The sequence below is a fragment of the Nocardia sp. NPDC050717 genome (assembly GCF_040654275.1).
GTDB lineage: Bacteria > Actinomycetota > Actinomycetes > Mycobacteriales > Mycobacteriaceae > Nocardia.
Genome location: NZ_JBFAHR010000001.1, coordinates 35674 through 47572 on the forward strand (window position 1 = coordinate 35674; position 11899 = coordinate 47572).

At 66.7% G+C, this 11899-nt stretch carries 11 protein-coding genes; 4 read left to right on the top strand and 7 right to left on the bottom strand.

What is annotated here, in order from left to right; translation table 11 throughout:
• Positions 1 to 36 precede the first annotated feature (36 nt).
• From AB0H56_RS00145 to AB0H56_RS00160, 4 genes are read left to right on the top strand one after another with little or no spacing between them, the layout of a single operon-like run.
• Positions 37 to 561, top strand: coding sequence for a DUF3558 domain-containing protein (locus AB0H56_RS00145; protein WP_357155741.1), 525 nt, complete (start codon positions 37 to 39; stop codon positions 559 to 561).
• An 18-nt stretch (positions 562 to 579) separates the two neighbouring features.
• On the top strand, positions 580 to 957 hold the full coding sequence (locus tag AB0H56_RS00150) for a hypothetical protein (protein ID WP_357155743.1): 378 nt from the start codon (positions 580 to 582) through the stop codon (positions 955 to 957).
• A 1-nt stretch (position 958) separates the two neighbouring features.
• Positions 959 to 2266 (top strand): hypothetical protein, encoded by a 1308-nt coding sequence (locus AB0H56_RS00155; protein ID WP_357155745.1) that lies wholly within the window; start codon positions 959 to 961, stop codon positions 2264 to 2266.
• Positions 2267 to 2300: 34 nt separating this feature from the next.
• Positions 2301 to 3059, top strand: coding sequence for an ESX secretion-associated protein EspG (locus AB0H56_RS00160; protein ID WP_357155747.1), 759 nt, complete (start codon positions 2301 to 2303; stop codon positions 3057 to 3059).
• A 91-nt stretch (positions 3060 to 3150) separates the two neighbouring features.
• Here AB0H56_RS00160 and AB0H56_RS00165 read toward each other — a convergent pair whose 3' ends face one another.
• From AB0H56_RS00165 to AB0H56_RS00195, 7 genes are all read right to left on the bottom strand, one after another.
• On the bottom strand, positions 3151 to 3573 hold the full coding sequence (locus AB0H56_RS00165; RefSeq protein WP_357155749.1) for a hypothetical protein: 423 nt from the start codon (positions 3571 to 3573) through the stop codon (positions 3151 to 3153).
• Between the two features lie 36 nt (positions 3574 to 3609).
• A complete protein-coding gene (locus tag AB0H56_RS00170) occupies positions 3610 to 4206 on the bottom strand; it encodes a hypothetical protein (RefSeq protein ID WP_357155751.1) in 597 nt (198 codons plus the stop codon).
• Between the two features lie 170 nt (positions 4207 to 4376).
• Positions 4377 to 5036 carry a hypothetical protein gene (locus AB0H56_RS00175; protein ID WP_357155753.1) on the bottom strand — a complete coding sequence of 220 codons (660 nt, stop codon included), beginning with the start codon at positions 5034 to 5036 and terminating at the stop codon, positions 4377 to 4379.
• Positions 5037 to 5046: 10 nt separating this feature from the next.
• Positions 5047 to 5451: a hypothetical protein gene (locus AB0H56_RS00180; RefSeq protein ID WP_357155755.1), complete on the bottom strand. Its 405-nt coding sequence runs from the start codon at positions 5449 to 5451 to the stop codon at positions 5047 to 5049.
• Positions 5452 to 5463: 12 nt separating this feature from the next.
• A complete protein-coding gene (locus tag AB0H56_RS00185) occupies positions 5464 to 10659 on the bottom strand; it encodes a hypothetical protein (RefSeq protein WP_357155757.1) in 5196 nt (1731 codons plus the stop codon).
• A 4-nt stretch (positions 10660 to 10663) separates the two neighbouring features.
• A complete protein-coding gene (locus tag AB0H56_RS00190; protein WP_357155759.1) occupies positions 10664 to 10978 on the bottom strand; it encodes a hypothetical protein in 315 nt (104 codons plus the stop codon).
• Positions 10979 to 11184: 206 nt separating this feature from the next.
• Positions 11185 to 11892, bottom strand: a complete 708-nt coding sequence (locus AB0H56_RS00195; protein ID WP_357155761.1) for a DUF6882 domain-containing protein — start codon at positions 11890 to 11892, stop codon at positions 11185 to 11187.
• Between the last annotated feature and the right edge of the window lie 7 nt (positions 11893 to 11899).

An 11899-nucleotide genomic window follows, 5' to 3' on the forward strand; every position in this document is an offset into this window, starting at 1 on the left:
CCTGGTCAGAGCAGTGGCCGGGCTGGAAGGGGCGGGATGAAACGCGCAGGTACAGCGTTGCTGGTGGCTGGGCTGGCGGTCGCCGGATTGGCGGGATGCGAGTCGGAACAGACCTCGTCGAAGGGCGCGACCACGACGGCCGCGCCGGCGCTGTGGAATCCGTGCACGGAGATTTCCGATGATGTGCTGCGGAGTGCGGGGGTGGATCCGGGGACGGAGGAGAAGGGTGTCGCGGGGGTGCCGCAGTCCGGGTGGGAGATCTGTGGCTGGGAGGGGCAAACGTACTCGCTCACGATCTACACGACCGACAAGTCCGTGGCCGACTTCGAGCAGAAGCCTGGCAATGTCGACTTCCGCGATGTCACCATCGCCGGTCGCTCCGGTCGAGAGTTCCGGGTGGCGGGGGCATCGAAAGAACTCGACTGTGACGTGGTTTTTCCTGCTGCGCAGGGCGTTGTCCAGTTGCAGGTCCTGAATCGCGCGAGCCTCGACAATCTGACAGATCCGTGCACGACATTGGCGCGGGTGGGGGAGAACCTCGTGCCGATCTTTCCGAGATGACGTGGGGGCGAGAACCATATGTCGGGAGCAACTCCGTACGGCCAGCTGCTCGGGCAGGCGCGAGCGGGCGAGGTTTATCTGAACGACGAGCAGGCCGCGTATCACATGTACAAAGCCTGCGACCAGCGGATTCTTGACCTCGACAACCTGCGCAATGTCACCCGGCGCGCGCAGGCTGTCAGCGGATTCGGCGACTTCCAGATGGGGAAGGATCTCGAGAAGAAATTCCTGCTGCAAGCGACGGGCGATGAGAATTCGATCGACAGCGTCATCATGAAGGACATCGAAGCCGTGAAACAGCTTCGCGAAGTCTTCGCACTGTCCTTCAAACGCATCACCGGCCAAGACATCGAAACCGCGAACGCCCTCGACTACACCTCCGAGCAGGTGAGCTGAGATGTCCGTCCCGAACCTCGCCGGCCTCGACCTCTTCGGCGGCCTGCGCGAACTCATCACCCCGTCCAAGGACCACAGCGAGCTCGATGGTTCCGATATCGCCGATATTCAGGACCAGTACAACACTCAGCGCGACGGCACTCGGCGCAAGGCGAACGAACTGGGTTTCGATGGCGACTACCGCCCGAAGATGGTGATGTCGACCGATCCGTTCACCGGAAGTGTCGCCGATCTGCGCGCCAAGGTCGACAAGATCGATCTCACCGCGGTGAACGATCTGATCAGCGCGTGGAACGAGATCGCCACTCGCAACAGCACTTCGCTCGACGAGTTCCGCAAGCAGATCACCCGCGGGATGTCGCCCGATGTCTGGTCCGGTGCCGCGGCCGCGGCGGCCGCCCAGACGATCGCCGCGTACGACACCACGGGTAAGCGAGTCAGCACCGCGGCGGCGCTCACCAAGACGAAGCTCGACGAACTCCGCACCGGCCTGGAGCCGACCAAGCGTCTCGTACCGTTCGCGCCGGAACACCGCAGCGCTCTGGACAACTTCGGTGGCCTCTTCCAGGGCCGCGCCTGGCGCAATGACGATGTGGCGCAGGAGAACGCGCGGGTCGAGGCGGTGCGCGTGCTGCAAACCGTCTACGCCCCGGTGATTCACGAATCCGACGACCGGGTTCCAGTCATCCCGATCCCGAAGAGTATCGACTCCGGCGACCCCGGCAGCACGGACGGTACAACGAGACCTGTTTCCGGCCAACCGAATTCGACCACACCGGACGCCGGTCAGCCCGCGGCGAATCCGGCGGCCACGGCACCGGCGTCGACCACACCCGCCGACGACGCCTCCACGGACGACACGTCCGACGATGACACGGCGTCCGATGACGACACAGGCACCGCGGACCCGACCACACCGCAGTCGGCCGATCCCGGTGCCACGACGCCCACCGCCGCCGCGCCGGGTTCCGCGGCTCCGGGTTCCGGATCGCCCGGTGGATCATCCGGTGGTGCGGGCGCTCCCGGCTCGGGTGGTGCGGGCACTCCGGCTCCTGGCGGCGCGGTGCCCGGCGGCGGCTCGACGGCGGGCACGTCCGCCGCGGGCGCGCGGGCTTCCGGCGCGACCGGTGGGGCCGCGGGCCGCGCGGGCATGGCGGGCATGGGCGCCCCTGGCGCGCGGGGCGGCGGCAAGGACGACGAGTCCACGAAGGGTGTCCCCGAGTACCTGATCACCCAGGAGCACGGTGACGAGCTCACCGGCCTGCACGACGTGCCCAAGGTCGTCCCGCCCGTTATCGGCGCCGACTGAAACGCCGAATCCGATGAAACAGAGTAGATTTCCCGTGCGTACCTGGCATCTCACCGCGCTCGACTTCCGCACGCTGTGGGAGGCAGCGGGCCGTGATGTGCTTCCCTATCCGCTGCGTCATCAGCACACGAATGTGGAATCGCAGGCGGAGATCCTGCGGCTGCGCCGCAAAGCCGCCGAGAACCTGATGGCCGAGTTCGACAGCGACCTCGACGCCGCGATGGCCGCCCTGCTGGCACCGCACGCCCGTGTGGAGGTGGCGGGCGGCTCCGGCGCCACCCGAACGATCCGCGCGCACGGTGGCACCCGAGAGTCGTACGCCGCCTTGGCCGTTCAAGCCCCCGACGACGGTGCCGAACCCGGCGACATCACGCTCCAATTGCTGCCGCCGGCCGCACTCGCCGCCGCGGTCCTGGCCACCCTCCCCGCCGTCGCCCCCGGCAAAGGCCGCGAAATCAAGGTCACCGCAGCCGAACTCGCGTCCCCCCGCCCGCACGTCCGCGACCCGTGGAATCCCACTCCGCGCGAACGACTCGAAACCTTCCTCGCCACACCCACCGACACCCTCACCCACATCGGCGTCTACGCCCACGCCAGCGTCGACAACCGACACACCGAAGGCCGCGACGACTTCCAGCTCCACGACCTCACCAACGACGGCCGCTACGTCTTCTACGGCGAAACCACCTTCATCGCCAAACCCACCACCCCCACCCGCCTCCGCACCACCCTCACCGACATGCTCACCACCACCGTCACCAAAGCCAAAAACGGCACCTACCGAGCACCCTGACCATCTCGGCGTGTGTTCGCTCAGACCGCCACTACGGTCGGCACGGGGTCGAGGCAATGCGTAGAAGATGTGTTCCACCTCCAACAACCGCTCAGTGCGCAGAGCCAGCCCGCGGCGTTCGCTCATCGGAGACAGTGTCCACTGATTCCTCGATCACTTCGCGGATGAGGATCGCGATGTCCCGCAACCACTCACCGGCGAGGACGTCGCAGGTTTCGTCTTCCAGCACCCAATTGCCGTAGATGGCCGCCATCCCCGACAACGTGCCGGCAGGCTGGGGTGTCTCCAGCAATGTCTCTATCGCTTCCGCATCGCGCCATACGGCTCGTCGATTTCGCGCAGCGAGCCGGGATAAGTGGCGGCGGACTTCGTCCATCCCTTCGCTGTCAGCGACATAGGCAACTAGGAAGAGGCGAACCTGCTCGATCGCCGCTGGCGACGGCTCAGTCATCCGATCCAACAGCGGTGCGGGAATGCGGTTCTCATCCGTTCGGTCGACGGAGAACTCAGACACGGTCGTCATCCGTGCCGGTGCGCAGTTCAATCTGCATCAGTCCAGCGCCTCGAAACCATCGGTCAGTGATGACAGCGGCTTCGGTCCGATCCTTCGAAACATCGCTATTCGACGACGAAACAGCTCCGGATCCGGAGCGATGGACCATTGCGAAACCGCGGGGCTGCAAAGAATCACCTCTTCTCCCTCGGTGATCGGCCATACGGGCGGATCGGGTCGATAGAGATCCGATCCATCGATGACCATATAGCTGTAGGCCTGATGATCGGCGGGTACAAGCATGCCCGACGGGTCGGTCATCTCGCTCTCGCGATTGCGCAAGCACGCGATCGCGCCTGCCTTGGATTCCGGCCGGACTTCCTCTGTGCCGAGTCGGGTGCCGCCTAGCCATGCGCCGTGACGCCTCCCGATCATCCGGAGGACTTCCTTCGCTGCGGCGGGAACCGTGTCAACACCTTGTCGGCCTGCCCAATCCATGATCTCAGCATCGGTGGCACCGACCACAGTGGCAGGTCTCCAGCCTTGCGCGATCACGCGCTGAAAGGTGTTCTGGACTGAGTCGATGGCACGAACCTCATCGGGTGTTCGCGCGACTTCGGTCCACGAGGGTAAGGCGTAGCCGTCCCCACTCATCGCTTGCGGGAATCCCCCCGGCCCGCGTTCCCCATTGGCCAGCGCCGGGCGGCCTCATAGCTGCGCTTGGTGCTCGACGACGGCGAATCCCGCGCTCTCCACCTGTCTGACGGCGCTGGTGATCGCCGAGGCAAGCGAGTCGGTGTGGTGGGGTGTCTCGCGGTAGGGGGTCAACAAGACGGTTGTAGTGCGATGGGTCTGCCGTCGCGGCGCGCGCGGCCGACCTCCAGAACGGCCATCGTCACGGTTGCATCCGATCGGCCCGTACGAGGGATCCTGCCGTGCCCGCCTTCGACGGTGAGCTCCTCCGCGGAGATGACCGTCAGGACGTCGCGCAGGAAGTCGGTGACGGATCCCCAGACTGCTTCTCGGTCGGAACAGCAATCGAAGTCGCAGAAGATGACCTGGCCAATGGCGCCTTTCGCGCCGGGGTGACAATCGACTGCAATCGCGTGCTCGGCTGTGGCGAGCAGGGGGCACCATCGGCGGTCCCACCACACCATGCGAACAGCGCCGTCGGACGAGCCGTCCAGTTCCTCGTACGGCACCCCGAGTCCGCTGGACTCGGCCTCGTCCGCGCGGGCCGCGCGCAGTTGGCCGGCCGATTGGGCGCCCTCGAAGCACATCCCGAGGATGTCGCGGCCACCTAAGACTGCCCACAGTTCGACGACCTCGGTTGGCGCGGGCACGCCGGCGAGTTCCTCATAGCGATCGGGTTTCTGCGATCCTCGCCGTAGGGTCGGCTCGAATCCTCTCGTCTTCAGTACATCCCAGATGCTCCGTGCTGAAGAAGTTACCCTGCCATTTGATGGTTCTTTCGGGTCGGTCACCTGTTGTCGACTATTTCTCCTGTGGCCGAAGAATGTCAACCAATTCGGCCGGCGTGAGTCCGCTGAAGGCCTGAGCGGCCCACTTTATGGCCTTGTCGATGTCGTATGAATACTCGATTCGGAAGGTCCCGGAGCGGGCCACCGTACATTTCATACCAGCCCATTCTGAGCCTTGCACCACGTACAGCTGGTCCGAATATTTGCAGATTCGTCGATCTATATCGGGGTGATCCCAGAGATCGACATCCTGGCCGTCATTTTCGCGATAAGCGACCACGCCCCACGTGCCCACCCCGCGTGCGGTTTGGACATTCGTCGATACCGCGTACGTCCAATCTGGATACACGAGGAATGCAGCCTCGCCGGTAGCCCGTACCAGTTCGGTGATGATCTCGGATTCGTCGATGTCGGTCATAGTTCTCCTGGATCAGGTATCGTCGTGTCGCCTGTAGTCGCCGAGTCGAATGCTGTAGTCCTTGCGGACGAAGGTGTTTCCACCTCGATTGCTGAAATATATTGGTAATTGCTGGAATACATTGCCGCGCGCATCAATCATCGACACCCTTCCGCGGACCGTATCGGGGGTGGCTTCGCCGGGTGGGTCTGTCTCGAACCTGATCCGTGTCTCTCGGCCCGGACCTGACCTCGGCCAGTCAGCAATGGCATTCTCCAAGACACGGAACTCTCGTTGATTGAACTGCCTCTCTTGCGCGAAGAGGTTCACAAGGCCTCTGTCGAGGGTGGTTCGGTAGCTGGATGCGTGTCCGCCATCGTAGTTCAGTCCGGTTCCTGTTGGGTCGACGCCCTCGTGGCCTGTGTTGGTGGCAGCGGTGCTTTCGGCGCTGTCATCGTCGCGCTTGATCTTGTCCGTACCGGAGAAGTCATGGCGGATGACGCCCTCGGTCGATGCATGGCGGCCATTGATGGACTCGGTACGAACCACATTGTCGCCGACTTGAGATCGTGACACCGATCGGACATTGCCGTCCGCGTCGGGCGGGTAGATGACGTGCTGCTCATGACGTAGTGCTGTGAATGTGCCACCTGTGCGGTCGGGGTAGTCCACAGCACGCGGATGATAGTCACGAACTGTTGTGTGATTCGGCGGGTCGCCATAAATGGTGTCTGTGAACGGTGCGCCAGTCGCGGTCGTTCCATGTATGAGTCCGGTGGGTTCCCCTTCTGGAGTTGGTAGCGGGTAGTCATCGGGCCGCAAGGTGCCGCGAATGTTCGCCTGGGTGGGATCGTTCGGATCGAGCAATGGCCCGTTGACAACGCGACGCGGTGGCGTGATTCGTTCGCGGACATCGTCACGGCGGTCGCCAAAAGGAATCTCCTGGCCTGGTTGAGAAGTTGTGGTGGGTACGTTCGGATTCTGGCTCGAAGGGTTCGCTTGCGCCGGTGTCGGTTCTGATCGGTCGACGGCGCTTTCCGCGTCGACCGCGTTCGCCGGTGTTGTTCCGGGGGGATGGTGATCGGTGCCGTGAGGGGTCGCTGTGCGGTCGGGATGGTGTGTCTGCCAGTGCCCATCCGGCGGGATGCGTGGGGTGCGGGTGCCGTCGGGGTTGGTGGTGGCGCTGGTGGAGAAGACGTTTCCGTTGGTGTCGGTCCAGGCGGCTTGGGTGGGGGCCAGGACTTCGACACCGAGGTGTTGGGCGAGGCGGTCGGCGAAGCCGTTGGTGGAGGCGTCGCAGCCGATGAGGCGGATGGGGGAGACGCCGTCCCAGCCGGAGCGGCGGAGAAGGTCGCCGTATTGCTCGGGGGTGAGGGTGTGGGGGCCGATTCGGGCTTGGCCGTCGGGGGTGATGTGGGTGTCGGCGGTGAAGCGGGTGGGGTCGGCGGGGACTCGGTGGGGGAGGTCGCCCATGGTGGGGTCGCCGCGGTGGTGGGAGACGCCGGCGGGGGTGTTCTCGGCGAATTCGTTGTGGATGGAATCGAGGTCGACTGTTGGGTCGGTGTCGGTCTCCGTCGTGGATTCGGTTTCGGGGGTCGGGTCCGTATTCGGTGTCGCGTCGAGTTCGGGGGTCGGGTCCGTGTCAGTGTCCAGCCCCGGCTCGTGGGTGGAGTCCGTGCTCGGCGTCGCGTCGAGTTCGGGAGTGAGAGCGGTGTTCGGCGGCGCGTCGAGTTCGGGAGTGGGAGTCGTATTCGGCGGCGCGTCGAGGTTCGGCGTTGTGTTCGGGTCGGGCGTGGTTTCCGTGTTGGGTGCTGCGTGTTGGGCTGTCCAGGGCGGAACGGTCGCGCGGGCGAGGTCGGCTCGGGAGATGTCGGAGCCGAGTTGCCGGATGTCGTCGGGGGTGAGGGTGGGGTCGGTGGCGGGGGAGAGGCCGAGGGTGGTGCGGACCGAATTGGCGAGGTCGGTGAGGGTGGGATCGGTGTCGGCGTCGATGGTCAGGTCGGCGGTGGTCGGGTCGGTGGTGGGGACCACGTCGACCATGAGCCAGTCGCCGAGGGGGAACTGGTTGCCCTGGTTGAAGGTTGCGTCGGTGGCCAGTTGGGCGCGGTCGGTGACGGTGTCGACGGTGGTGGGTGGGGTTGTGGGGGAGCCGGTTACGGCTGTGGTGATGCGGACGACTCGGACCGGCTCGCCGAGAGCGTTGGGGTAGCTGGCGCTCAGGTAGGGGCGGCCGGTCATCGGGTTGACCTGGAGCGCTTCGTTGTTGGCCGGGGGAACCGGGCGGAGGGATTCGCGGGCTTGGCGGGCGCGGGTGGCGTTGTCCAGCTGCTGGGGGGTGAGGGTGGGTTCCGAGGCCGGGCGAGGTTCGGTCGGCGGTGTGGACTGGCGAGCGGCCGAGTCTGTGGTGGTCGGAACGGTGATGTCGGAGGGCGGGGCCGAAGTGTCTGCGGGAGGGCCGGTCTCGGACGGTGCCTGCTGTGGAATGTGGTTTGAGGTGTTGTTCCTCGGCGTTGATGTGGGGACTGTCTGACCACGTGGGGCATTGCTCGGCTGGCTGCCTGTGGACGGCTGGGGAGAACTCGGTGCTACCTGGTTCGGAGGGGCGCCTGGTGTGGTCGCCGCGGGTCGGGGCGTGCCGATAGGGGTGGTCGTGGTCGGTGGGGCGGTGCCGATCGGGGTGGCCGTGGTCGGTGGGACGGAGCCAGCCGGGATGGTTGTGGTCGGTGGGACGGAGCCGGCCGGCGTGGGCCTGGCGGCTGGGACCGAGCCGATCGGTGTGGTGGCGATCGGCGGGATCGAGTTGTTCGGCGGGGTTGTGATCGGCGGAGTCGACGCCGCTGCGGTGGGGTTCGCCGAAAAAGGCACGGCCGTGGCCGGGGGCGCGGTCGTGGCGGCGGCCGCGGTGGCGCTGTCCTCAGGGGATTGGTTCTGCCGGTGCGTGTCGACAGGCGTCGTGTCTGTGGGGATGACCGGGTTGGCGGCGTGCTGCTGAGTGGGTCCCGGCACGGCCGTCGCCGGGTTGCTGCTCGTGGGATTCGTCTCGGCGGGTGTGTTCGTTGGCGCCGTGGTCTCGGGAGTCGAGTTCGGTCGGGACTCGGCAGGATTCGCCGGTGTGGCTGCGGGGGTTTCGACCGGTGGAAGGTCGAGGGTGGATGGGCTGGGCGTCGATGGATCGGGTCGGGCCGAACCGGGAGGCGAGGTGCCGGGCGCGGTCGCGGGGTTGGTCGGGTTGCCCTCGGTTTCGCTGCTGGGCGAGCTGGGGAGTCCGCTGCTCGGCGCCGACGGGTTCGCCGCTGGTGGAAGGGTGGTCTCCGGCGTGGTGTCGGTTGGTGCGGACGGGTTCGCCGCAGCTGGCGTTGAGCCCGGTGGGGCGGCGGGATCGATATCGCTCGGTGTGGACGGGTTCGTCGCGGCCGGGGTGGAATCCGTGGGTGCGCCTGCTGGGGCGGGCGCGGTCTCGCCGGGTGTGGAATTCGCCGGGGAAGCAGGCGAAGTGGGTCCGGAATCACTCGGCGTATCGGGTGAATTCGGCGCGGGATTGTTCTGAGTCGCGGTGTCAGGTGTTGCCGGTGTGGAATCGGGAGAGATATTCGGCGACGAGTTGGCGGGAGATTCGGCGGCGGGCGTGCTGGGGCTGCCTGTATCCGCGGGGGTGCTGGGACTTCCGGCGTCCGTAGTCGTGCTCGGACTCTCGGCGTCCGCGGGTGTATCGGGCGCGGCCGGACTGTCGGTGCCCGGCGAGTTGACGGCAGGCTGGATGGGCGACGCGGGACTCCCGTCTGATGGTGTCCCGCTGTCGGGGGCGGAAGGGGCTCCCGTATCCGCCGGTGCCTCTGCGCCATTCGCACCCGGCGAGCTGTCACCAGTCGACGCCGATCCTGGATCACCGGTACCGGCTGGGGAGTCAGGAGTATCCGGACTGCCGCTGGCGGCCGGAGCTGTCGGCGCTCCGGCTTCCGGCGTGCCTGTGCCGGCAGGCGTTGCCGGGTCCCCGGCGTCCGGCGCGTTACCGCTCGCAGGTGAGGACGGGTCTCCGGAGCTCGGCGCGTTCGTGCCGGCGGGCGAGGTCGGATTCCCCGAGCCCGGTGCATCCGTACTGGCAGGTGAGGTGGGATCTCCCGAACCCGGCGCATCGGTACTGGCAGGTGAGGTGGGATCCCCCGAACCCGGCGCATCCGCGCTGGCGGGTGAAGCCGGGTCTCCGGAGCTCGGCGCGTCGGTGCCGGCGGGCGAGGTCGGCGCATCATCTCCTCCCGGCGCATCGCCCAACTCGGGCACCGTCGGCGCGGGTGAATTGTGGTTACCACCACCGGATTCCAGCGCGCTCTGCACGCCACCCGCACCGGCGCTGGTGAACGTATCCACCCCGATCTCGAGATTGAAATCCTGACCCATCAGCAAGGACGACGCGCTCGCCGCAGCGACCTGCGCGGACAGATCGGCGCCGAGCTCGGTCGCCGCTCCGGTCGCAGACTTGGCGGCGAGTTTGCCCACCCCGGAGGAGATGTCGTCGCCGACGCCACCGAGTTTGTTGCCGAGCCCGCCGCCGACGGCACCACCCACCGCACCCGCGAAGGTCGCCAAACCCAGGTCGGACCAACCGAATTCGTCCATCGTGCGGTCGCCATTGGCGACCTGGATGGTGCGCGCGATGCCATCGATCCCGCCTTCTTCGAGCGCTTCGAACGCCGCGCCACGTAGGGCCGCGCGCGCCGCCGCCTTCGCGATACCGCGCGCGATCATGCGGGTGAGCAGCGACTTCATCGCGACCCGCACGGCGACCTGGGCGGCGACGCGCGCGGCAACGCCTGCGGCGGCGCCGATTCCGGTCCACGCGGTGGCCAGGGCGACGCCGATCTCGACGGCCGCCACGATCATCGTGCCGATGATCACGAGCTTGGTGTGTTCGATGTCGTTGGCGCCGTCGTCGAGCAGTTCGGCCTGCTTCTCACACCACTTGCGGATCGCGGTGAAGGCGGCTTCGTCGCCGGCGAGGAGCTTGTCGCGGTAGGCGGCGATCGCGTCGTGGGTGACGCCCTCGGAGAGCGCGGTCAGCGCGGAGTTGAGTGCCTTGGCGGCCTCGTCGTCGACCGTGTCGAGGGTTTGCGCCATGGCCGACCAGGCGTCGGCGGCGCGGCGCATCGCGGTCTCGTCGCCTTCGGGCCAATCGCCCGCGCCGAGAATGTATTTCGCGACCCACTGCAGTGAGTCGGGGATCTCGATACCCACCGGGTCAGAGGCCGGTCTGGTTCAGCTGGGCCGCGGTGGCCGTATCCTGCGTGGTGAGTTCGGTGGCGATGGTGACCATGTTCGCGCCGAGCTGGGTCATCGTCTTGGCGAGATTGCCGACGGAGGTCTTGCCCTGCTCCACGCCGGGTGTGTAGTTCTGCGCGAAGGCCTGCCCGATCTCGTCGTTGCCCCAGCATTCGCCCTCGGCGGCCAGCGCCGCGGCGAGCTGGTTGACCGCGGTGGTGAGGGTGGTGGCGATCGAGTCGAACACGGGTTGTGTGCCGCGCAGGGCTTCCGGATCGGCATTGAGTGAGCTCATCGCGCACGCTCGACATCGAGCGATAGGCAGACCGACTGCGCCGGCTGGACTTTCGTCTCCGAGGTCCCACCCCGCCCGTCGATCATCGTCGCGCCCCCACTCCCGGCAATAGTGCTGTCGGAGTATTGGACGATCGAAATCGGGCCGCGGCTCCCGATTGTGCGCTATGTCTCGTTTGCGCACAATCGGCTATCGAGGTGGCGGGATCAGCCCATCTGGATGTCGATGCTCTTGGTTCTGGCCAGTTCGTCGAAGGTCAGTTCGGCGGTGAAACCGGTTGTGGTGACGGTGGATCGGCTGTGGTCGGGCGACCAGGTGATGCCGAGCCCGCGATGGTTGGCGTAGGCGTGCAGCGCTCGGCGGTGGTCGGTCAGGGGGAATTGGGTGAGGCCCTGTTGCAGGACTCTGGCCAGGCGGGGCGCCGTGGGGGCGGGCAGCTGGAAGGACGGGTGTTCGATGAGGAAGGCGGCGCGGGTGCCGCCGCCGACGGGGCCGTTGTAGGCGGTCCAGCGTCCAGACACCGCTTTGCAGGCGTCCATGAAGGTGTTCACCGCGCCCTCGGCGACGGTGGGCGCGCCGGGGAGTGCGGCGAACGGAACCTCGACGTCGGCGAGTTCGCTGATGCGGTAATGGATGCCGAAGTCGCGGGCCGAGCTCGCCAGACCGGTCACGGTGTCGGGGTAGCCTGCCGGGTTGCCCCACGACCACAGCCACGATTGCGGGCCGGGAGCGGCCGAGCCGAGCAGGTGGACGGCGGTGCACTCGATGGGCTGATCGCCGGTGAAGGTGAACCGGCCCGCTCGCAGGTCCACACTCCACGGGCGATCCCCCACCACGTCCGCCAGCCGCAACTGATGCTCGAACGAGAACAACGCCGCGTCGTCGAGCAGATTCGCCAGGGTCACCTCAGACATGCCGGCG

Bases quoted from the DNA above. Each gene is read 5' to 3' on its own strand.
- AB0H56_RS00145 (WP_357155741.1), top strand. From the start codon at position 37: ATGAAACGCGCAGGTACAGCGTTGCTGGTGGCTGGGCTGGCGGTCGCC.
- AB0H56_RS00150 (WP_357155743.1), top strand. From the start codon at position 580: ATGTCGGGAGCAACTCCGTACGGCCAGCTGCTCGGGCAGGCGCGAGCG.
- AB0H56_RS00155 (WP_357155745.1), top strand. From the start codon at position 959: ATGTCCGTCCCGAACCTCGCCGGCCTCGACCTCTTCGGCGGCCTGCGC.
- AB0H56_RS00170 (WP_357155751.1), bottom strand. From the start codon at position 4,206: ATGAGTGGGGACGGCTACGCCTTACCCTCGTGGACCGAAGTCGCGCGA.
- AB0H56_RS00180 (WP_357155755.1), bottom strand. From the start codon at position 5,451: ATGACCGACATCGACGAATCCGAGATCATCACCGAACTGGTACGGGCT.
- AB0H56_RS00190 (WP_357155759.1), bottom strand. From the start codon at position 10,978: ATGAGCTCACTCAATGCCGATCCGGAAGCCCTGCGCGGCACACAACCC.
- AB0H56_RS00195 (WP_357155761.1), bottom strand. From the start codon at position 11,892: ATGTCTGAGGTGACCCTGGCGAATCTGCTCGACGACGCGGCGTTGTTC.